Origin of the sequence: Sphingobium indicum BiD32, from assembly GCF_000382885.1 — a bacterium.
Taxonomy (GTDB): Bacteria; Pseudomonadota; Alphaproteobacteria; order Sphingomonadales; family Sphingomonadaceae; genus Sphingobium; species Sphingobium japonicum_C.
In genome coordinates, this window is record NZ_CAVK010000123.1 from 44209 (window position 1) to 66300 (window position 22092).

Genomic DNA, 22092 nt, shown 5'->3' on the forward strand with positions numbered 1-22092 from the left:
GGCCGGACGGTCGCCCGCCCGGCCTTTTGCATCAACGATGCTGGTCAGGGCCGCTGCGCCGGTCCGTAAAGCAATGCGTTGAACAGGAATTTGAAGGTGCCATAGGATTGGGCGCGCTGCGCCACTTCGGGGGCCATTACGAACAGCTTGCCCTTGCCGACGTCGATATCGGCGACGGCGATTGTCCCGGCCAGCTTCTCCTGCCCCACGGCCCAGCCGCTGCGCAGCAGGTCGCGCCCGTCGAACCAGGACACATTGGTGTAGCCCGCAGCGCCCGGCGTCGGTGTGAAGGTCTGCGCCTGGTTGAAGAACATATCGACTTCGCTCGGCAGGCCGAAAGCCAGCGGCTGGCGATTGTCCACCCGCGCGCGCAGGATGGAGCCGGGAATATAGAAGCTCTTGGTGTCGAGCATCTTCGCCTCGCCATCCACCGCGCGCGTCAGCGCGGGTTTGAGCGGCGTCTGCATCAGTTCGATGAACCGCGCCGAACTGCCGATCGCGACCACGCTGCCGCCGCCCTTGACGAAGGCGGCAATGGCGGGCGCGGTCCTGGCATCGGTCGCCGCGCCCAGCATCGCCTTATATTCGGTCGGCGTATCCTTGGGATCGGGCTGACGGCTGGGTCGATCAGGCCCCCATGCGCCGGTGGGCGGCATGGCGTCGTCGGCGAACAGCAGGACGTCGAAATCCTTGGCCAGGTTGCCTGCGTCCAGCCGTTGCGGATAAACCTGCTCGAAGGAGAACTCGAACTTCTCCAGCAGCCAGCGGGTCCAGCCCGCCGGCATCAGCCCGCCATAACGATCGATCAGGCCGACGCGGACAGGCTTGAGCGCGATGGTCTCGCCCGTCGGCGGGGCATCCACGGCCTGTGCCGTGATGCCCAATTCCGCGCTCCCCCTCGTCACTATGTCGCGCGCCTGCGCGGAAGCGGGAATCCAGATCGCGCCGGGCTGCATCGTCTTGCCGTTTACCGTGACCGCCTGCCTGACCCATGCCGGCCTGATGCCCGCACCGAGCAGCCGGTTGGTCAGGATGAAACTGTTGTTGGTTTCATGCCCCACGACCCAACCGGCCGATCCTGTGCCCTCGATCCGGCCGGGCGGTGGTGCCATCACATCGGGCACGGCGGTAAAATTGTCGGGCAGCGGGTCGAGGATGCGATCGAAGGCAACCCCCATCTGATAGGCGAGCGTATAGCCTGCCACGTCATAGGGTGCCTTGGGTGGTCCGCCGGGAAAATCGGTATCGTGCGGGTGATCCTGCGGCTCGAACATGTCGAGAATGTGCGGGCGGTATGCCTGGGCCGTGCGCACGACATAAGACCCCGCCGGATAGGTCTTGCCATTCGCCTGAAAGGCGGCGTCCGCCCGTTCGACGTCCACGCCATTCTTGATGAGCGCGTTAAGGAAGGTGACGGCAGTTGGCAGATCGCTCTGGTCGGCAGGGATGATATAGGCGCGGGCATCGCGCTCGCCCGGCGCCTCGATCAGTGTCTTGTAGAGCGCAGGGTCGATCTTCTTGGGGCCGCTCCCCATCGGTCGGTTATATTCATCCTTGCCGACGACCTTGAGCGGTGCGGCGTCCAGCAGCCGGTCGACCTTTGCCGGCGTCACGGTCCAGCTGTCCTTGCTGCCCTTTTCGATGCTGTTCTGACCCATCCGCCAGATGTTGAAGAGCAGCCGTTCCCGGTTCCGCGACGCATAGTCCAGCACGGCGCGGTTCAGCGTCCACTGATAGTCGAGCGAATCCTGCAGGTGCCAGTCGCGCGGCGCGATCGGCATCATCTCGTCGCCGCGCGGCAACTGGGTCGAGGGGACGAGAGGGATTTTGGCGGGCGTCGGACCACCGATGATCTCGGTCAGCAGGCCGATGCTGTTGTGGAAATAGGCGACCGATCGTTCCATGCCGTTGTGCCAGGTCGAATAGCGTGCGGCGCTGCGCGTGCCCGATCCGGCCTTGCCCTCCGAAATCAGCCGCGAATGCATCGAAAAGCCGACCTCGTTGAGCTGCGACATGACGATCGGATCATAGTTGAAGTTAAAAGGGTCGCGGAACGGCGGGACGAACACCACCATGCCCTCCGGCCCGGTCTGGTGCTGGTTGTAGATGATCTGCGGATACCAGGTGCGAAACAGCTGCCGGTTGACATTTTCCGTCTCCGGCATCGCCATCATATAGCTGTCGCGGTTGTTATCGTGGCCGATATATTTCTGGTAAAGGCGCGGCAGGGTCGCGAACTCGCGTGCCTTGGGATCGGCTTTGCGCATATACCAGTTGGACACCAGTTCCATCCCGTCGGGATTGTCGTGCGCGAACAGAATGATGCAATCGTCGAGCATCCGCATCGTTTCGGCGTCGCTCTGGGTCAGCATCCGATGCAGAACCTGGATCTGCCCCTGGCTCGTCACTGTCTCGGTCGCGTGCATCCCCGCGTCGATCCACACGATCGCCTTGCCCCTGGCGGCCAGTTGCAACGCTTCCGCCTCGCTCACGCCCTTGGCCCGAGCCAGCTTTTGCGCGATCGCGCGATAATCGTCGAGCCTGGCGAGATTGGCCGGTGACGACACGATCGCCATCCATTGCGATCGCCCTTCCGCCGTCTTGCCGATATCGACCAGTTTCATCCGGTCGCTCTCGCCTGCCAGCTTTTTGAGATAGGCCTCATATTCACTGTAGTTGGCGAGATAATAGTCGGTGCCCGGCTTCTGCTTGAAGAAGGCTTCGGGCGCGGTCTGCGCCATCAGGGGTGCGGACTGCGCCAGCAGCGCGGTCGTAAGCAACAGCCAGTGCGGTTTCATGCAAATCTCTTTCGATGGAAGGTCCGGTTCGGGCGGCGCAGGGGTGCACCGCCCTTGTTCAATAGAAGCGGATATTGTCGATGCTCAGCCACAGATATTGTCCCGCCGGGCGGGTGCCGCCAATCTCGACCTGGGTTATGCCATCGGGCGTGAAGGCAGCGCCGGTCGCGCCCCGGCCGGTGATCGGCGTGAAGGCGGTGAAGGGCAGTTGCGCCGTGGTCCAGGCATCGGTCCCGCTCACACGCGCTTCCCATGCCCCCTCCAGCCCGTTGATCCGCACGATGAAGTCGCCAGCGCCCTTGATGTCGAACGTCACCCCCTTGTACATCGCGATCTTGACCGGCGTCACCGATCCGCGCGTCAGCGGCACGATGACACCCGCATAGGCATTGTTCTTGATCGACATCTTCGCCGAGAGCGACAGCATCTTGCCGCCCTCGTCGCGTGGTACGATCTGCGTGATTTCCACCGTCCGGTCGAGCCCGCCGTCGGGATTTTCCAGGCGCACCGTGTCGAGCGTGGACCGCTTGTCGGGTCGCTCGAAATCGTCGATCAGCGCGGGCACCGTGACGGAGGGGAGATATTTGGCGGCGTTGCCGACCGGCAGCGGCGGCGCGCCCGGCCCACTCATCAGCTTGCCGTCGATCAGAACCTGCGCGGTCTTGTACAGATCGGTGATGGTCGTCCAGGGCGTCCCGTCGATCAGGACGATATCGGCGCGCTTGCCGACAGCGATTGTGCCTCTGTCGCCGTCGATGCGCAGCACCTTGGCGCTGTTCCGGGTGCCTGCGACCAGCGCCTCGCTCGGCGTCATGCCCGCTTTCACCAGCAATTCCATCTCGTGCAGCGTGGAACGCCCATGCGGGGTGCCGGGCATGCCCGCATCTGTGCCCACGGCAATCATCACGCCCGCATCGTGCAGCGCCTTCACATTGCCCAGCGCATAGCCGAAATTGACGAGCGACCGCTTGTATCGGGGATCGTCCGTGGTGACGGGTGTATCGCGCGGCTTGTAGGGATCATAGACCGCCAGCGTCGGTGCCATCGCCATGCCCGTCGCCTTGATCGCGGCGACTTCCTCTGCCGTGATCGGGCGATCCTGCATCCCGTGGGCCAGCGAATCCACCCCGCCGCGCGCTGCAACCAGGCCGCGTTCCACCGTCACCGTATGGGTCACGACCGGCCAGTTGCGCTTGTGCGCCTCGTCCGAAATGGCGCGCAGCGTCCACTGGTCCATGCTGGTGTTGTCGGGCGAACTGCCATAGCGCCAGCCGTCGGCAAAGGCCTTGATAAGATCGGGTTGATAGGCGTCGAGCGACTTGATCGCCGTGGCCCCGCCTTCGGCGGTGCTGACGCGGATCGTGGTGTTCGCGTCGCCCCAGTCGGCACCATGGCCGCCCGGCGTACTCAGCCGCGCGGCGAACGCCACATGGGGCGTCGCCAGCGTCTTGAGCCACGCACGGCGGGGCGCATAGGCTTCGGGCTGCTGGTGGAAATCGGTCACGGTCGTCACGCCCGACTGCACATAGGCCGTCGCGATCTGCGGCGTGGTGGCGGGGAAGCCGCCGGGTGTCCAATGGACATGCACGTCGATGAAACCCGGCAGGACCGCCTTGCCCCTGGCGTTGATGACCTTCGCCCCCCGGGGTACGGCCACATCCTTGCCCACCGCAACGATGCGGTCGCCCTCGATCAGGATCGTGGCGGGCATCGGTGCCGCGCCGGTGCCGTCGAACAGCATGCCGCCCACGATCGCAGTCATGGTGCCGCCCGTCTGCGCGGGAACCGAGCCGAGCGGCAGCGTGAGCGCTGACAACAGCAGCGCCGCGAGGAAATGTTTGCGCATGAAGAAGATGCCCCCTTTGTCCCTATGGCCGGACGGAACAGTCCCCAGGCCTTGTCATCTTCTAGAGACGCAGCAACCGCCAACTCCCTCCCAACAAAGGCCGATCCATCACGCAGCGATCCATTTCGGACAAATCCTCAATAGCCCACGCCATAGCCCATGCGCCGGGGGTCGGACCCACCCATGCGCGCGCCCGACGGATCGGCCAATATCCCCTGGATGCTGCCGATCGCATAGGGACCGACCCGCTCGATTCTGTGGCCCATGCCGCTCAGCGCGCCAATCATAGCATCGGAATAGCGCCCTTCCATCTGCACTGTAATCGCAGCGCCGGGCTTGTAGAAATTGGGATCGGCCTCGACCGCAAAGCGCGGTGCCTCGATCGCCGCCTGGATCGGCATGCCACGGTCGATCACGTTCACCAGGAACTGGAACTGGGTCTGGCCGATGGTTTCGCCGCCCGGCGAACCGAACACCATCCTGAACCGTCCCTTGTCGAGGATGATCGTGGGACCGTTGCCCAGCAGCGCCTTCTTGCCCGGCGCGATCCTGTTGGGATGGCCAACATAGGGTGCTGACGATCCCAGCCGCAGGCCGTTATTGCAAAGCAGGCCCGTGTCCCCCATCACGACGAAAGTGCCGAAGCCGCCGCCCACGGTGGTCGTCACCGCGATCGCGTTGCCATCCTCGTCCACCACCGACAGGCTGGTCGTATCGCCGCCGCGCGTATGATCGTCGCCGCGCATCGCGAACATTGGGGGCTGACGATCGAACATCCCTGCCTGGAACCGCGTCGCATCGCCAGCTGTCGGATAGGCCATCGCCCGCGCCCGGTCGATCAGCTTGCGCCGCTCGGCCGCGAACCGCTTGGATAGCAGACCTTCGACCGGCACCTGGGCGAAGGACGGGTCGGCGGCATAGTGATAGACATCGGCCTTGGCGACCTTGAACGTCTCGATCAGCAGATGAGTCAGGTCCGGGCCGTCGGCGGGCAGGGTGGATATGTCCCATCCCTCCAGCAGGTTGAGCGCCTCGCACAATTCCAGTCCCGTGCGCGACGTCAGCGGGCTGGAATAGACGTCCAGCCCGCGATAGTTGGTGCTGACGGGCTTGTCCCATTGCGGCTTGTACGCCTTCATGTCCGCCAGCCGCAGCCAGCCGCCGGTTGCCTCCGAAAAGCGCGCAAACTCCTGCGCCACCGGGCCGGTGTAGAACCAGTCATAGGCCGCATCCAGCGCCTTGCCATGGTCCGCGCCGCCCTTGCGCGCCTTCGTGTCGGCATCGGCCAGCGCCTGCAGGGTGCGGCCCAGCGGTTCGTTCATGAAGATGGAGCGCGGCGCGGGCGGCTGGCCGCCAGGCAGGAAGATCGCCGCGCTGGTGGGATAGAGCCGTAACGTCTTTTGCGCGCGGGTGATGAACATTGCGATCGACGGATCGAGCGGGTGGCCATCGCGCGCATAGCCGATCGCAGGTTCCAGCAGCGTCGCGAGCGGCAACCGCCCGAACCGCTTGGCAAGCGCGATCCAGCCACCAAAGGCACCGGGCACCGCCACCGCCCTGGGGCCATGGTCCAGATCCTTGGGATCGCCGTCGGGATCAAGCAGCATGGGCGCGCCGCCGGTGAAGGCGAGCGAGGATATCTCTCCGCTCCGCTTGTGGAAACAGGTGGCAAAGCCGTTGCCCGCCGCGCTCGACGCCCAGGGTTCGACCACGTTCATGACCGCCATTGCCGCCACCGCCGCGTCGGCCGCGCTGCCGCCCTGCATCAGCATCCGCACCCCCGCCATCGACGCGAGCGGATGCCCCGCCGCCACGCCGCCATGCGGCATCGGCACCTCGATCCGGTGCGCGGGTACGGTCGCCAGGCCGGACCGTGGCGCATCGGGCGCTGCCTTGCCGGACTGCGCAATCGCGCCGAGGGGCAGGGTGGACAGTGCCGCGCCTGCAAGCCCTGCGGCGATGACCTCACGCCGGCCCAGCCCCTGGGAAATAGTCTCGCTCATGGGTCCGCTCCCTCACACCCGGTAAAATAATTACCCCGGCAGGCGACGAGGGTTGCTCCCGTCACCGGCCGGGGCGTTACCCCTTTTCGGGGCGTGCGACCGTCAGAAGGACTTCTTGGCGCCGACATACCAGTAGCGCGCCTGCGGTGCGAACAGGGCGGACTGGTAACCGTTGTTGGAGAAGGGCGGGTTCTTGTCGAAAGCGTTACGAACGCCCAGCGTCAGGCTCGATCCCTTGAGCATGCCTTCGTTCTGGAAATTATAGGTCGCGTAGAAATTGACCGTGGTCAGCCCATCCACGACGAACCGATCGCCTTCCGTGTTGATGACATTGTTCATGTACGTGTCGCTGATGAACTGGGTGAAGGCACCAAGCTCGACCGGCCCGGACGAGAAGTTGAGGCTTCCCGAAATGCGCCAGCGCGGTTGGCCTTCGCGGCGAAGGACGCTGCCGCCACCCTGGACCGCAACCAGCGGATTGATCGTCCCGTCGCCGCGGGCATCGATGATCGCCTGGGTGCTCGCGGCGGCGAGCACGTCATATTTGATGAGGCGGGCGGCGTTCAGGTTGAGCGAGAATCTGCCGATGCCCGTGCTCACCCGATATTCCAGGTTGAAGTCGATACCGTCGACCTGCACCGGCAACAGATTCTCGAACGGTGCGACGACATATTGCAGCTCGCCCACCGCGGCGAGGCCGGTGCCCGCGACCAGCGCTTCGTCGGCGGCGGTCGGGGCCGCGCGCACCACGCCGGGGTTGCTGCTGCCCTGGGTGCGCAACAGATAGTCGAGCGTCATCGAGTTCTGGAAATCGACCAGGCCGATCACATTCTTCTGCTTGATCCGCCAGCGATCGACGGTCAGCGTCACGTTGCCGAAGCCTTCGGGCAGCGGCGGGGAAAATACCGCGCCGAAGTTCCAGCTGGTCGATTCCTCCGGCTTGAGGTTCGGGTTGCCGCCACTCTGGCGCTGAACCGACAGGCTGCGGTTACAGGTTGCAAAGCTGGTTATGCGACCGGCTCGCAGATCGGCCTCGCACAACACATAGTCGGTGCCGGTGCCCACGCGCACCAGCGTGTCGGTATTCACCACCTCCAGGTTCGGCGCGCGGAATCCCTGCGACCAGGAGCCGCGCAGACGGATGCCGTCCAGCAAGTCCCATGCGACTGCGACCTTGGGCTTCGCCACGCTACCGACATCGCTATATTTCTCGTAGCGGCCGGCGACCTGCACGTCGACCGACCGGAACATCGGAATGTTCATGTCGGGTGTGAAGAGCGGGATGGCGAGTTCGGCATAGGCCGAATAGACGTTGCGTTTGCCACGCACGTCGGGGCTGACCGACGCACCGGCCAGATTGCTGTCATAGACGATGCCGGTGATGCTGTCGGTATATTTGGTCGATCCGTCCTGGTTCGTATCGCGATTATCATGATAGGTTTCGCGACGGATTTCCACGCCAGCCGCGACGCCGACATTGCCGCCGCCCCACAGGCCGATCAGTTCGGCATTGGAGAGCTTGAAGTCCCACAGGGCGAGCGATGTCCGGTTCTTGCGGACGCTGGTGATCCGCATGCTGTCCATGGTCGCCGGGTTGTTGACCGTGCAGTCGCCAAGCGAGGGGGTATCAACGCACCCGCCGTTGAACGGGTTGTAGGCATCGGACGTCGTCCGGTTGATCGCGGCCTGGATCAGGTTGCTGGAAATGCTCTGCATGCTGTCGCGCACGGTCGCCCAATTGTAGAGCGCGGCCGTGTCATAGTTCCAGGACCCGAAATTGCCCTTCAGGCCACCCAGGAAGCGATACTGGTAATTGACCACGTCCACGGGACGCGGGCCAACATCGACGAAGCTCAGCGCGCTGATCGTCACCGGCACGCCAGCGTCGGAGATGTTGAGGCCGGGCAGGCGGTTGGGCGATCCGACCGCGCCCAACGGGTTCCAATAGGCACTGGCCGCCACGGTGATCGGCGTGGTGTTGAGCGATCCGCCCGGCCCGGTCAACGCATGGGTTTCACCCCGGTAGAAACCGGCCTCGCCATAGAGGGTCAGCGTATCATTGATGTCGAAATGAGCGGTGCTGAACAGGTTGATGCGGTTGATCGACGGTGTGGCTGTCAGCGACTTGTCCGACAGTGGCGTATTGTAGCGCAGGTTGGAATCGACAGTGGCCATCTCGGTCGTACCGTTGCCATCGTCGATACACACGCCGGCCGTGCTGGTCGCGACCCGGCAGCCGCTATTGCCGTCGGGCTGGACGTGGAACTGGCGCGATGCATTGGTGATCGGCGTGCCGTTGCTGGTGATGATGCCGCTGCCCGATGCGCGGAACGTGCCCCAGGGCGTGCTGTTGCTGGTGCCGTTGAAGGCGGCGACGCCCTCGAACGGCGTGCCGATCACTTCGGCGCGGCGATCGACGTCCGCAGTAAAATCCTGGTCGCTGAGATATAGTTTCGTCTTGCGCGCATAGCCTGCGAAGAAGGTGATGTTGCCGCGATCCTCGGCAAAGTTGGCGCCCACAAAGCCGTTGGCCGAGAATTCGCGCAGGTTCGTGCCTTCCGCGCCGCCATATTGCATGTCGAACTTCGCGCCCGTGAAGTCCGATTTGAGAACATTGTTGATTACGCCTGCGACCGCATCCGATCCATAGAGCGCCGCCGCGCCATCGCGCAGCACCTCGACCCGCTCGATCGATCCCACCGGGATGGCGTTGGCGTTGTAGCTGAAGATCGGCACGCCCGAATCGATAGCGCCTGAGATCGACTGCGACGTCGGGTGCAGCACGGTGCGGCGGCCGTTGATGAGCAACAGGGTATTGCCCTGGCCCATGCCACGCAGGCTGATCGACGACACGTCGCCGCGCGCGGCATTGGGGCTGCCGCCGCCGATCGCCTGCTCGTTGAAGGCAGAGCCGCCCAATTGCGGGATGGAGCGGAACAGGTCGGCGCCCGACACGGCGGCCACGCCCCTGATCGTCTCTTCGCCTACGGTATTGACGGGGATGGCGCCGCTTGCCTTCAGCCCCTTGATCTGGCTTCCGATCACGACGATTTCGGCCTGTGCCTCGTCGCCGGCCGCGTCCGCCAACGGCGGTTCCTGCGCCATGGCTGATGGAATCCCGGCCATCATCGCCAGGCTGATCGCCAGAATGCTGGCCGTTGCGCGCGTCTCGAACCGTACGGATTTCATGGATATGTCCCCTGTGTGCAGCGCCCCCGGCTGATGCCGTGGGGCCGATCTGCCTTCCCTCCTCTCCGTCTGATGCGTGTCAGCCTTCTTCACTGCTATTGACGTGGGCTGCGGCATTCCCCTCCGAAAAAAATGACAAATTCCTTTCAGTCAGGGGAATGCGGCGCCGGTCGTGCGGGACCGGCGCCGTTCCTGCTCATTCCACGCCCTTGGCCAGCGCGTCGGGCCGCCGCGTGTCGGCCGCGCCCAGGAATTTTTCGCCCTCGACCATGATCGACTGGGTGCTGCCCATCGTGTCGGACAGCCGCACCTTGTGCCCCTTGGCTTCCAGCAGCGGCTTGAGGTCGGGCGAGAAGCCTTCTTCCAGCTCCAGAGGATCGTCCGCGCTCGACTGGTGGATACGCGGCCGCTCGGCGGCTTCGGCGATGTTGAGGCCATGGTCGATCGTGTTGACCAGCACCTGGGTCATCGCCGAGATGATGTAGCCGCCGCCCGGCGACCCCGTCACCAGCCACGGCTTCTTGTCCTTGAACACGATCAGCGGGGTAATGGTCGATCCCAGCCGCTTGCCCGGCGCGGGCCAGTTCGCTTCTCTGCCCTTCTCCCGACCCCAGTTGAAGTTGCCCAGCGAATTGTTGAGCAGCACGCCCGTGCCTTGCGGCACGACATGCGCGCCGTAGGATGCGGTCAGCGTATAGGTGTTGCTCACCGCATTGCCATATTTGTCGGCGACCGAATAATGGGTCGTGTCCGGGCTTTCGTGGGGATAGGGATTGCCGTCGGGCAGGTTGGCGCCATTGAGCGAGGCGGTGGGCGAAATCAGCTTCACCCGTTCGTCCGCATAGGCTTTGCTGGCGATGCCCTTGGCTGGTGTTTTCCAGTCGGGCAGGCCGCCGATCAGCCGCCGGTCGGACCCGGCAACCTTCATCGCTTCCGACATGATGTGCAGACCCTGCACGCTGCCCCAGCCATAATCCTTCATCGGAAAATGTTCGAGCAGGTTCATGATCTCCGCCAGCGTCGCGCCCGACGATGTCGGCGGCATGAAGGCGATGTCGTGGCCGCGATAGCTGCCCCAGATCGGCTCCAATATCTCGACCTTGAAGTCGGCCAGGTCCTGCTCGTCGACGATGCCGCCGCCGCTGCGGATGCCCGCGACCATTTTCTGGGCGAGGGGCCCCTTATAGAAGCCGTCGCGTCCGCGTGCCGCCACCTGCTTCAGGCTCCAGGCGAGATCGGGCTGCTTGAAGATGTCGCCGGGCTTGTAGGCGGAGCCGTCGCGCTTGAAAAAGGCCTTGGTCGCGCCTGGATCCTTCATCATCACTTCGCGTCGGCCAGCCGTGGCTTCCGCCTCGCCGTCGCTCAGCCGATAGCCCTGCGCCGCCAGCCGGATCGCCGGTTCGACCAGCTTCTTCCAGGGCAAGGAGCCGAACATGCGATGCGCTTCCCACATGCCCGCGACCGTGCCTGGCACCGCGACATTCTGGAAGGTCATGGATTTGGACCGGTCGAACTTGCCGTCTGGGCCGAGCAGCAGGCCGGGCGTGGTCGCGCGCGGCGCCGTGCCATAATAGTTGATGGTGATGGTCTTTGCAGGCTTGCCGTCCTTGGCCGCTATGTGGATCACCATATAGCCGCCGCCGCCGATATTGCCGGCGCGGGGCAGGGTGACGGCCTCGGCAAAGGCGACCGCGATCGTCGCATCGACGGCATTGCCGCCCTGGCGCAGGATTTCTACGCCGACATCGGTGGCGGGCGCGCTCTGGCTCGCCACCATGCCCTTGCGGCCGATGACGGGTCCATGAATCTGGCTGTAATTGACGATGTCACCGCCGCTGCCCCGCTCTTGCGGTGGTGCCACCGGCAACTGTGCCTGACCCATGGTCGCGCTGGCCATCAGGCTGACGATGACGGCATAGGAAATCATGTTGGATGGTCTGTAGTGCATCTCATTCCCCTGTTTCGCGGGAAGCCGGCACGATTCACATGCTTCCGCCACTCAAAGGTCAAAGACGCAGCACTCGCGGACAACCCCACCACAAAAAGACAAGGGCTGCACGCCAATCGTCGTCCGGTGCGGCAGAAGGGAGGATGCCCCACGCGCGAACGGAGGGCAGGCCATCGGTGAGGTCCGGAGCCTTCTCCACGCCGCACACCTTCTCGATCGCCAGCCGCGCGGGGTTGAAGATGGCGGCATGATTGCCCTTTCAAACCCGGCACCAAAATCCTCCCCTGCAAGGGGGGAGGATTGGCTTCATTCCCGAAACGCGAATATCAGGTTTGCAAACTATATTATCGCTTAATTTACAGGTCTTTACCCTAGCTGTCGGCCTCGGCGCGGGCCAGTTCGGCGGGCTTGCGCTTGGCGAACAGCGCGGCGAGATTTTTCTCCTCTTCCGCCGTCAATTCCTTCGCGGCGGTCGGGAACATCTCTTCCTCTTCCTCCTCGATATGGTGGAGGTAGCGCTTCTTCATCTCGGCGAACGTCTTGCGCCACGCCTCGCCGTCGAACTTCAGCCCGTCCAGCTCCTCCAGATAATCGTCGATTTCCTTATGCTCGGATACGCTATGCTGCGCATCCTCGCGCAGGTCGGGGCGCGACAACATGGTGGCGTAGAGGGTTTCCTCTTCGGCGGCGGCATGGGCGGTGACTTCGACCTTGAACTGGTCGAACAGTTTTTTCAGCTTGTCGGCGTCATCCTTTGCGTCCGCCATCTTGGTAAATAATTGGCGATGCGCGTCATGATCCTGTTTCAGACGGTCGAAAATCGTGGCGTCGGCCATGAACAATCCTCCTCTTGGTTTCGGGAGGAGAACGATGGGACCGGCAAATGGGTCCGTGTCAGCTAAACAGGAAGCGGAAGATGATCGCGACCGGTATCCACAGCATCGCGCCCAGCAGGCTGGCAACCCAAAGCTGGAGCAGGTCGCGACGGAACCGCAACGCCAGTCCGCTCTGCGACAGGTCGCTGCGCTCCAGCATGTGCCACCGCCGCTCCAGCCCGCGCGCCGCTACCGCAAAACCGCCGATCGCGACGATGATGCCCAGATGCAGGACCAGCGATCCGCCCATCTTGGCGACGATGAAAATCTGCAACAGGCAGAAAGTGACAAGCGCCGCCGCCAGATGCGTGCTGATGCGCTTTGCGAAGCCGGCATTGCGGCTGCCGATGGCATGACTGTCGAACATTGCCGCCAAGACCCTGACCCCCTTGGATGAGCTGATCCCAAGAGTTTCACGAACCATCCCCGCAATCAACTGGAAAATGCGTCTTTTTCATGAAAAAGGGTCGCGCCGTTCGCGCCCTTGCCATTGTGCCGCCGCCCCGCCATCACCCGCGCTATGGACTGGCAATTCTGGATCGATCGCGGCGGCACATTTACCGATGTGGTGGCGCGCGACCCTGACGGGCGGCTGCATACTGCCAAATTGCTGTCGAGCGACCCGGAACGCTATGCCGATGCGGCGGTGGAGGCGGTGCGGCGGCTGACCGGGGCGGGGCAGGGACCTATCCCGCCCTGCGGCCTGCGCATCGGCACCACCATCGCCACCAACGCGCTGCTGGAGCGCAAGGGCGAACCAACCCTGCTCGCGATCACGCGCGGATTTCGCGACGCGCTGCGCATCGGCTATCAGGACCGGCCGGATATGTTCGCGCGCCAGATCATCCGGCCTGACCCGCTCCATGCGCAGGTGACGGAGATGGACGAACGGGTCATGGCCGACGGTACGCTGCTGACCCCGCTGGATCAGGACGCGGCCCGCTCTGCGCTGCAATCGGCCTATGATGATGGTCTGCGCGCCGTCGCCATCGTGCTGATGCACGGCTATCGCTACCCGGCCCACGAACAGGCCATCGCCACGATCGCGGCGGAGATCGGCTTCACCCAGATTTCGACCAGCCATGATGTCGCGCCGCTGATCAAGCTGATCGGGCGCGGCGACACCACGCTCGCGGATGCCTATCTCTCGCCTGTGCTGCGCGCCTATGTCGATGGCCTGCGCGACGCATTGGGCGATCAGGCCGACATGCTGTTCATGCAGTCGAGCGGCGGCCTGATCGACGGCACGCTGTTCCGGGGCAAGGACGCCATCCTGTCCGGCCCGGCGGGTGGTATCGTTGGCCTCGCGCGGACGGCCGAGCAGGCCGGTTTCCGCGAAGTGATCGGCTTCGACATGGGCGGCACCTCGACCGATGTGTCGCACTATGCCGGTGCTTACGAGCGTGACAATGAAGCGCGCGTTGCCGGTGTCCGCCTGCGCGCGCCGATGATGCGCATCCACACCATCGCCGCAGGCGGCGGCTCGATCTGCTCCTTTGTCGATGGCCGTTTCCGCGTCGGCCCGGAATCGGCTGGCGCGGTGCCGGGACCGGCCTGCTATCGGCGCGGCGGGCCGCTCACCATCACCGACTGCAACCTGCTGCTCGGCAAGATCCAGCCCGACCATTTCCCCAGCCTGTTCGGTCCCAATGGCGACCAGCCGCTCGATTCCGCCGTCGCGCAGGCGCGCGTCGCTACGATCTGCGCGCAGGTGGAGGCGGAAACCGGCCGCATCCTGACCGTGCGCGAGGTCGCGCAGGGCTTTGTCGCCGTCGCCGTCGCCAGCATGGCCAATGCGATCAAGCGCATATCGGTCGCGCGCGGCCATGATGTGACGCGCTATGCGCTGGCCAGTTTCGGCGGGGCAGGGGGGCAACATGCCTGCCTCGTCGCCGACGCACTGGGGATGGACCGGGTGATGATCCATCCGCTGGGCGGTGTGCTGTCAGCCTATGGCATGGGGCTGGCCGATCGCCGCGCGGTGCGCGAACGCACGCTGGCGCTGCCGCTCGATGCCAAGGGGATGGCGGCGCTGGATCAGGCGCTGGCGGCCCTTGCTGCCGACGCCCGCGCCGATTTGCCTCAGGCCGACCGGATCGAAACGCTGCTGCGGCTGCGCTATGACGGCACCGACAGCCTGTTCGACGTGCCGCTGGCGGGCATCGATACGATGCGCGCCGATTTCCTGACCCAGCACAGCGCCCGCTTCGGCTTCGCCGGGCAGGGCCGCATCCTCATCGACATGGCGCGGGTCGAGGCGATTGCCGACACCAGCGAAGCGATGACCGACATTGCTGTCATCGCCGCGCATCCCGCCCCGCCGCTCGCCATGGTCGACTATGCGGGCACAGCCGCTCCGGTTCACGACCGTGCGGGCCTGGCCGCCGCCAGCATCATCGACGGTCCCGCGCTGATCATCGACCCCGTCTCCACCACCGCCGTCGAACCCGGCTGGCGCGCCCGGATCGACACCATCGGCAACCTCATTCTCACCCGCCACTCCCCACGCCCCGCGCCGCAGACCGGTGACGCCAACGCCGTCGATCCCGTCCGGCTCGAAGTCATGGGCGGGCTGTTCATGGCCATTGCCGAGGAAATGGGTGCCGCGCTCCAGAACAGCGCCTCCTCGGTCAATATCCGCGAACGGCTCGATTTTTCCTGCGCGCTGTTCGACGCGGCGGGCAATCTGGTCGCCAACGCCCCGCATATGCCGGTGCATCTGGGCAGCATGGGCGACAGTATCCGCACGATCATGCGGCGGCGCGGTGCCGACGCGGACGGCTCGGCCATCGACGGGCGTGGCATGCAGCCGGGCGACGTGTACGCCCTCAACGCCCCCTATGATGGCGGCACTCATCTGCCCGACGTCACCGTGGTCATGCCGGTGTTTGTCGGCAACAACGCCGCGCCGGCCTATTATGTCGCGGCGCGCGGCCATCATGCCGATATTGGCGGCATCACCCCCGGATCGATGCCGCCCGGCAGCGTCTCGGTGGAGGAAGAAGGCGTCATCCTCGACAATGTCTTGCTGGTCGATCGCGGCACATTCTGCGAAGCCGCCATTCGTACCCTGCTGGCATCGGGACCATGGCCCGCGCGCAATATCGACCAGAATATCGCCGATCTCACCGCCCAGATCGCCGCCTGTGCACGCGGCAGCCAGGAATTGTTTCGGATAAGCAACGATTATGGCCCCGCGACCGTTGCCGCCTATATGGCCCATGTCCAGGACCAGGCCGAAGCCGCCGTCCGCCGCCTGATCGGCCGCCTCGCCGACGGCCAATTCACCTATGCGATGGATAATGGTGCCATTGTTCAGGTCGCTGTCCAGGTTGATCATGCGACCTGCTCCGCCACCGTCGATTTCACCGGATCGTCGCCCCAGCTCCCCGGCAATTTCAATGCCCCCGTCTCGGTCGTCCGCGCCGCCGTCCTCTACGTCGTCCGCACCCTGATCGACGAGGCGGTGCCGATGAATGACGGCTGCCTCAAACCCATCACCATCATCGTCCCGGAAGGCTCGATGCTCCGTCCCCGCCACCCCGCCGCCGTGGTCGCGGGCAATGTCGAAACCAGCCAGGTCGTCACCGACGCGCTGTTCGGTGCGCTGGGCGTCATGGCCGGGGCGCAGGGGACGATGAACAACTTCACCTTCGGCAATGCCCGCCACCAATATTATGAAACCATCGCGGGCGGCTCCGGCGCTGGCCCGGATTTCGACGGCGCGCCGGTGGTGCAGACCCACATGACCAACAGCCGCCTGACCGATCCCGAAATCCTCGAAACCCGTTTCCCGGTGCTGCTGGAGGCCTTTGCGATCCGCCCCGGTTCCGGCGGGCAGGGCCAGCATCGCGGCGGCGACGGCGCACTGCGGCGCATCCGCTTTCTGGAGGATATGACCGCCGGCATCCTTTCCAACCGCCGCATCGTCCCGCCCTTCGGCCTGGCTGGCGGCGCGCCGGGCAGCCCCGGCCGCAACGCGATCGAACGGATCGATGGCCACCTCGAACCGCTCGGCCCCACCGCCACCGCGAATATGCAGGCAGGCGATATATTCATCATCGAAACCCCCGGTGGCGGCGGCTTCGGCGCATCCGATCCCGCTTGACAAGACCCCCGCGCGGGTCTGTTGTGACCGGCAGGGGAGGGGTTGATGACGCCGGACGCAGCAACGCAGATCAGATGGGGCGTCGGGGCCGCTTTGCTCGCCGTGGGGCTGGTCGCGATCGTGGCGCTCGTCCCCGATCCCTTCTTCCGCCAGCGGGTCATCGCCACCACGCTTGACGATGTAGAGGGCGTCTCGCCCGGCGTGCAGGTCTATTTTCGCGGTGCGCCCATCGGCCAGGTTCGCTCGGTCGCGCTGGACGGAGCCAGCCGCACCTTTGCGGTCCATATGGGCGTGGCAAAGGACTGGCGGCCTTCCTCCTGCGCCTTCGCCACCGTCGCCGCCGCCAATCCGCTGACGGCGCCGCGCATCGAACTGGTCGCGCTGGAAACCGCGACTGCCCAATGCGCGACCGCCCGCCGCGCCTATGGCTGCGACAGTATCGCCGGACCACAGAGCGCCGATGCCATTGCCGGATGCCGCCGCCCGGCCGACCTGTTCGAGACGGCTTCCGTGGCGATCGGTGAAGCCGCCGCCGTCGCCCGCACCGCCAATGCCATGGCGCAGCGGCTCGCCACTATGTTGCAGGGCGACGGATCGGGCAGTGCGGTCGATATGGCGCAGGTCGCGCGCAACGCCACCGAAACCCTCGCCGCCTTGAACTCGCTCAGTACCCAGCTCGACCGCAGCTTCACGCCGGGGCAGGGCGACATCGCGCTCACCCTGTCCCACGTCCGCAAGGCGACCGGCCGCGCGTCGGAAATCGACATCGCCGCGCTGAACGGCATTTTGCGTGAAACCCAGGCGATGGTCGCACAGAACCAGACCAGCATCGCCGGGCTGCTGGCCGAAGGGAAGGGCAGCGCCAGCGAAGCACGGATGATCCTGGAGGGCGCGTCCGCCTCGCTGATCGCTACCAGCGCCAATCTGGAACGCACCAGCGCCAGCCTCGGCAATTTGAGCGAAAGGCTGGCGGGCGACCCGACCTTCGCCATCCGGGGTCAGCGCTATGCCGATCCGCCCCCGCCGGGAGGACAGAAATGATGCGCCGCGCCTCGATCCTCCTGCTCCTCGCGCTCCCCGCTTGCGCCGCGCTCAAGGGCGGCGACGCCCCCGTCACCATGCGCCTGTCGCCCCGCTTCACCCCCGGCCCGGTCCTGCCTGCGCCAACGCTGGCCGTCGCCCCGGTCCAGGCGCGCGGCCTCAGCGGTGGGCTGCGCTACGCCTATGTCGATGCGGCCACGCCCGGCGAAATCCGGCAGGCCGCGACCCTCTTCTGGGAAGAACCGCCCGCCACCATGCTTGCCCGCGCGCTGGTCGCCGGGTTGCGCACCCGCTTTGCCGCCGTCACCGGGCCGGACCTGTCGCTTGCCGCCGATCGCCGGGTCGTGGCGACGCTAGACCGGTTCGAGGAAGTGACCAGCGCCGGTAGCGCGCAAGCCGTCATCGCCTTCGACGTGACCCAGGTGTCGCAGGGCAAGGCGGTGTGGACTGGCCGCTATTGCGCGATCCAGCCGATCACCTCGGCGGCAGGCACGACGCGGGCGGCGGCGTTTCAGAGCGCGATCGAACAGGCGGTCGCGGCTTTTGTTGAGGACGCCGTATCGGGCAAGGTGACTGCTGCCTCCTGTTGAAAATGTCATTTCCGTTCGCCGCCATTGTCATCCGCCCCTTAAAGGGGAGAATTGGAAGTGGTGCAGTTCTTGATTGAATGTGACCCCGAACAAGTGCAGCGTCACACCAACCGCCCAGCCTCCAGCCGATACACCCGCTCACACAATCGCCCTGCCAGCGCCGCATCCTGCGTCAGCAGCAGCAGCGCGCGGCCATGCGGAACGATCCGCCGCCGCACCTGCTCCTCCAGCGCCGCGCCGCGCGCATAGGCGCCCTCGAACGGCTCGTCCAAAATCAAAAGGTCAGGATCGCGCATGAAGGCGCGCGCCAGTTCCGCCCGTCGCCGTTCCCCGATGGACAGCATGTCGGCGCGGATGCTCGCCGCCTGCTCCAGCCCATATTCCAGCAGCAGCCGGTCGATCCGCCGCCCGGCGCGCGCATCGCGCCCGCCGACGCGCCCCAGCGCCAGCCGCATATTCTCCTCGACGGTCAGGTCGCCCAGCAGCGACCCGCCCTGCATTGCCAGCCCGCACCGTGCGCGCAACAGCCGGCGCGCGTCGGTATCCGCCTCGTCAAGTGCGACCCCCATCAGCCGCACCGTGCCGCTGCCCGGCTCGGCCAGCCCGACCGCCAGCCGCAACAGCCAGCCCTTGCCCGACCCACTATCTCCCACGATAGCGACCCGCTCACCCGCGCCGATGCAGATATCTATCCGGTCCAGCAACCGCACCCCGCCCAGCACCAGGCTCACCCCTTCAAATGCCAGCAACTCGCTCATGACAGCGCGGTCCATATCGCCGCCGCCGTGAATATCCCCAGCAGCCCGGCGGTAAAGGCGGTGGTCGCGCGGCGGCCAATGTCGGCGGGGGATCGCACCGGCTTGGCCCCCACCGCGCCACCCACGCCAAAGGCGATCAGCGCATAGACCAGCACCTTGCCCATGCCGGTCAGCATCGCGCGCGCGGCCTCGTGCGAAAAGGCAAAGCCCGCCCATTGCGCCCAGGCAATATTGGCCATAATTCCCAGCGGCAGGGCGCTGCCCGCGAGCGCCGCCAGACCGGCCAGCATCATATGGATCGGCGCGGACAGCAGCACTGCGACCAGCGCCGGGCCCAGCGCATGGGCGACCGGATCGCGCCCCAGCGCCTCCAGCGCATCAATTTCCCGGTTGAGCGACATCGCCCCCAGCCGCGAGGAGAGCGCCACCGAGACGCTGCCCGACGCGAACAGTCCCACCAGCAACGGCACGATATCGCGCAGCAGCGTCTCGGCCAGTGCGGCCTGCACCGGAATCTGTGCATTATAGAGCGCCAGCAGCCGGGCCGCGCCAATCCCCGCGATCATCCCGGCCAGCGCCGCCAACGGCAGCAAGGTGCGCAAGGGCCGCCACACATGCAGCGGCAGGCCATCGGCCAGTTGCCGCTGCGCCAGCCGGTCACCTGCCACCAGCCGCCGCGCCATGCCGCGCGCCGCGCGCCCGATCAGCCAAAGCCCGGCCCCCAGCGCGGCAACGATCTTGCGGCTGCCCCTCAGCGCGCCCATGGCGCCCGGACGATCGCGCCATCGCCTCCCAGTTGCACGGCGCGATGGTCGTCGATCGGGCCGGGCGTCAGGACCAGTTGCGCATCGGAAAGGCCGGTCGCGTTGGTCACCGCGTGGATGCCATCGGCCGCGCGCACCAGTGTCGCCGCCGTTCGCGCCTCTGCGCCGGGCAGACTGTCGATGATCGCCTGAACATGGCCGGTCAGCCCCAGCCGGATCAACCGCCCCCGCTCATGCAGCCTGGCCATCATCGTCCGCGACCAGCCATCGGCCAAGTCGCCCGCAAACAGCGGCACCCGGTCGGGATAATGCGCATCCAGCGCCGCCAACAGCGCGCCCGGATCGGGCGGTATGGCCTCGCCACCGGGCAGGATCGCCACGGTCAGCACCCGCAGCGCCCGCCGCCCTGCCGCTCCCAGCAACCGCGCCATGATCCGCACCTGCTCGCGGTCCAGATCCTTGATCGCTTCGCTGAGGTCATCATAGGGGATGATGTCGGGATGCAGCCGCTTCGCATCGTCGCGCACCGCGCCGAATGTCCAGCCCTGCACCAGCTTCGCCGCCATCCAGCGATCATGCTCTGCCCGCGACAATTCCTCCAGCTCGTCGGGGGTCAGCAGCAGCGACGGCCCGCTGCCCTCCACCAGCCGCGCGCCAATGTCGCGCAGCTTCAACTGGTAGCAGTCGGCGACCAGCCGGTTATCGTCGCGGAAGCTTTCGGGCAGATTCTCCCATTCCTGCATCGACGCCCGCACACCGATCCGTTCACCCTCGGCAAAGCGTCCCTCCAGATAGAAATCATGGATCGACCGGGCCAGCGCATCATGCCGGTCCTGCAACAGCATGTCGGGATCGGCCAGATCGGCCAGCGCCCCGAACGGCCATATCCCCGCGCCCAGCCTTGCGTCATGCCCGCCATCCATCCGCACATGGATCGGCGGCGCAACCAGTGCGGCGGTACGATAGCGCGCATCGACCGCCAGCGCGATCGCCAGCGCCCGGTCATCCTCCCCCGCGTCGATCAGGATCGCGACCGGTTCGCCATGGGCGGCGACATGCAGGTCGATGAGCGCGCTAATTCCCGCCGGATCGGGCCGCGCCTCGATAAAGCGCACCGGCGACAGGCTGTCGGCACCCGGATTGCGCGCCCGGAACCCCGCCTCAGCCGTCGCCGCATCGGCCAGATGAATGACAAAGCCGGGCTTGCCTCCGTCGCGATAATGGCCCCCCGCCAGCGTCCGCAGCACATAGCGTTCGACCAGCGCGGTGAAGCCGATCACCAGCACGCCCCGCCCCGCCTGTCCCACACGGACAAAACCGTCGATCGGTCGGGCCAGCGCCAGTTGCCGCGCGGCGATGTCGGGCAGGGCGGCCAGCCTGACCCGCGCCGTCTTGCGGTCGCCCTGCTCGAAACGCTGCTCCACGCTGCGTCGCAGGTCCAGATCATCGACGCGCAGAATCACGTCCAGCGGATCGCCCGCCGGCCGTACCCGCGCGGCCTGCCCCAGCACCACAGAGGCCAGCGCGATATTCGTCCGCGCTTCCCGGCTCAGCAGCAGCACCGCGCGCGCCTTGTCCAGCGCCAGCGCCTGCGCGCTGTCGTCCATCTCCGCCTGTTCGACCTCCGCTGCCCCGGCCTCGATCGCGTCGGCGACCCAGACAGTACGCCGGTCGCCGGGCCACAGCAGCACCCGCCGCCCCTCGTCCAGCGCGCCGCGCACCGCCTGCGCCGCCAGCCCGCTATCAGCGTCGCCCGCAATCACCAGATGGTCGCCCCGCGCGCGGATCACCGCCAGCCGCCAGGGATTGCGCAACTGCTCCCACGCCAGCGCGACGGTGGACCAGAAAGTCAGCAGCGGCAGCGCCCAGCGCGCGATATGCAGCGCTATCGGCAGGTCACGCCCCTCCAGCGCCTGCGGGAAATTGCCGACAATCAGCCGCAGCGACCGGAACGCATCCTGCGCCAGGGTAGAGGCGATCCCGGCCTGCCCATAGGCCTCCGCAAAGCCCCATATGCCGAGCAGGAAAGCGACCCCCATCGCCCCGAACCGCACGATCGGCGCGACCGGCGGTAGCCTTAGTCCCTTAGCGGTCATGGCCTTTGCAAACCCGGCATCAAAATCCTCCCCTGCAAGGGGAGGGGGACCGCCAGCGAAGCTGGTGGTGGAGGGG

At 66.0% G+C, this 22092-nt stretch carries 13 protein-coding genes; 3 read left to right on the forward strand and 10 right to left on the reverse strand.

Features of this window, described 5'->3' with window-relative positions; all coding sequences use genetic code 11:
* Positions 1-44 precede the first annotated feature (44 nt).
* The 7 genes from EBBID32_RS12305 to EBBID32_RS12335 form a co-directional block, all read right to left on the reverse strand.
* On the reverse strand, positions 45-2798 hold the full coding sequence (locus tag EBBID32_RS12305) for a M14 family metallopeptidase (protein WP_006957731.1): 2754 nt from the start codon (positions 2796-2798) through the stop codon (positions 45-47).
* Between the two features lie 58 nt (positions 2799-2856).
* A complete protein-coding gene (locus tag EBBID32_RS12310; protein ID WP_006957733.1) occupies positions 2857-4644 on the reverse strand; it encodes an amidohydrolase family protein in 1788 nt (595 codons plus the stop codon).
* Between the two features lie 137 nt (positions 4645-4781).
* Complete coding sequence (locus EBBID32_RS12315) at positions 4782-6647, reverse strand: gamma-glutamyltransferase family protein (protein ID WP_006957735.1); 1866 nt, start codon at positions 6645-6647, stop codon at positions 4782-4784.
* Between the two features lie 102 nt (positions 6648-6749).
* Complete coding sequence (locus EBBID32_RS12320; RefSeq protein WP_006957737.1) at positions 6750-9836, reverse strand: TonB-dependent receptor domain-containing protein; 3087 nt, start codon at positions 9834-9836, stop codon at positions 6750-6752.
* A gap of 196 nt (positions 9837-10032) precedes the next feature.
* A complete protein-coding gene (gene ggt, locus EBBID32_RS12325) occupies positions 10033-11784 on the reverse strand; it encodes a gamma-glutamyltransferase (protein WP_231382185.1) in 1752 nt (583 codons plus the stop codon).
* 371 nt (positions 11785-12155) lie between these two features.
* Positions 12156-12620, reverse strand: coding sequence for a hemerythrin domain-containing protein (locus EBBID32_RS12330; protein WP_006957742.1), 465 nt, complete (start codon positions 12618-12620; stop codon positions 12156-12158).
* Positions 12621-12678: 58 nt separating this feature from the next.
* Positions 12679-13026, reverse strand: coding sequence for a hypothetical protein (locus EBBID32_RS12335; RefSeq protein ID WP_006957745.1), 348 nt, complete (start codon positions 13024-13026; stop codon positions 12679-12681).
* Between the two features lie 153 nt (positions 13027-13179).
* Here EBBID32_RS12335 and EBBID32_RS12340 point away from each other — a divergent pair, with 153 nt between their 5' ends.
* The 3 genes from EBBID32_RS12340 to EBBID32_RS12350 are packed head-to-tail and all read left to right on the forward strand — an operon-like array spanning position 13180 to position 18398.
* A complete protein-coding gene (locus EBBID32_RS12340) occupies positions 13180-16767 on the forward strand; it encodes a hydantoinase B/oxoprolinase family protein (RefSeq protein ID WP_006957748.1) in 3588 nt (1195 codons plus the stop codon).
* Positions 16768-16812: 45 nt separating this feature from the next.
* A complete protein-coding gene (locus EBBID32_RS12345; RefSeq protein WP_006957750.1) occupies positions 16813-17808 on the forward strand; it encodes an MlaD family protein in 996 nt (331 codons plus the stop codon).
* Positions 17805-18398, forward strand: coding sequence for an ABC-type transport auxiliary lipoprotein family protein (locus tag EBBID32_RS12350; protein WP_006957752.1), 594 nt, complete (start codon positions 17805-17807; stop codon positions 18396-18398). Before EBBID32_RS12345 ends, EBBID32_RS12350 begins: the two co-directional genes overlap by 4 nt.
* A gap of 101 nt (positions 18399-18499) precedes the next feature.
* On the opposite strand, the gene EBBID32_RS12355 is transcribed toward EBBID32_RS12350, so the two are convergent.
* Genes EBBID32_RS12355 through EBBID32_RS12365 form a run of 3 tightly spaced genes read right to left on the reverse strand, consistent with a single transcriptional unit; the run spans position 18500 to position 22016 of the window.
* Entirely contained in the window at positions 18500-19156 is a 657-nt protein-coding gene (locus tag EBBID32_RS12355) for an ATP-binding cassette domain-containing protein (protein WP_006957754.1), read from the reverse strand.
* Positions 19153-19863, reverse strand: a complete 711-nt coding sequence (locus tag EBBID32_RS12360; protein ID WP_440590963.1) for an ABC transporter permease — start codon at positions 19861-19863, stop codon at positions 19153-19155. The genes EBBID32_RS12355 and EBBID32_RS12360 overlap by 4 nt, the downstream gene beginning before the upstream one ends.
* Before the next feature lie 44 nt (positions 19864-19907).
* On the reverse strand, positions 19908-22016 hold the full coding sequence (locus EBBID32_RS12365) for a RyR domain-containing protein (protein ID WP_006957759.1): 2109 nt from the start codon (positions 22014-22016) through the stop codon (positions 19908-19910).
* Between the last annotated feature and the right edge of the window lie 76 nt (positions 22017-22092).

What these genes read in the sequence shown, in the direction of transcription:
- ggt (WP_231382185.1), bottom strand. Translation starts at nt 11,784, where the DNA reads ATGCACTACAGACCATCCAACATGATTTCCTATGCCGTCATCGTCAGC.
- EBBID32_RS12340 (WP_006957748.1), top strand. Translation starts at nt 13,180, where the DNA reads ATGGACTGGCAATTCTGGATCGATCGCGGCGGCACATTTACCGATGTG.
- EBBID32_RS12320 (WP_006957737.1), bottom strand. Translation starts at nt 9,836, where the DNA reads ATGAAATCCGTACGGTTCGAGACGCGCGCAACGGCCAGCATTCTGGCG.
- EBBID32_RS12335 (WP_006957745.1), bottom strand. Translation starts at nt 13,026, where the DNA reads ATGTTCGACAGTCATGCCATCGGCAGCCGCAATGCCGGCTTCGCAAAG.
- EBBID32_RS12365 (WP_006957759.1), bottom strand. Translation starts at nt 22,016, where the DNA reads ATGACCGCTAAGGGACTAAGGCTACCGCCGGTCGCGCCGATCGTGCGG.
- EBBID32_RS12305 (WP_006957731.1), bottom strand. Translation starts at nt 2,798, where the DNA reads ATGAAACCGCACTGGCTGTTGCTTACGACCGCGCTGCTGGCGCAGTCC.
- EBBID32_RS12315 (WP_006957735.1), bottom strand. Translation starts at nt 6,647, where the DNA reads ATGAGCGAGACTATTTCCCAGGGGCTGGGCCGGCGTGAGGTCATCGCC.
- EBBID32_RS12355 (WP_006957754.1), bottom strand. Translation starts at nt 19,156, where the DNA reads ATGAGCGAGTTGCTGGCATTTGAAGGGGTGAGCCTGGTGCTGGGCGGG.
- EBBID32_RS12310 (WP_006957733.1), bottom strand. Translation starts at nt 4,644, where the DNA reads ATGCGCAAACATTTCCTCGCGGCGCTGCTGTTGTCAGCGCTCACGCTG.
- EBBID32_RS12330 (WP_006957742.1), bottom strand. Translation starts at nt 12,620, where the DNA reads ATGGCCGACGCCACGATTTTCGACCGTCTGAAACAGGATCATGACGCG.
- EBBID32_RS12345 (WP_006957750.1), top strand. Translation starts at nt 16,813, where the DNA reads ATGACGCCGGACGCAGCAACGCAGATCAGATGGGGCGTCGGGGCCGCT.
- EBBID32_RS12350 (WP_006957752.1), top strand. Translation starts at nt 17,805, where the DNA reads ATGATGCGCCGCGCCTCGATCCTCCTGCTCCTCGCGCTCCCCGCTTGC.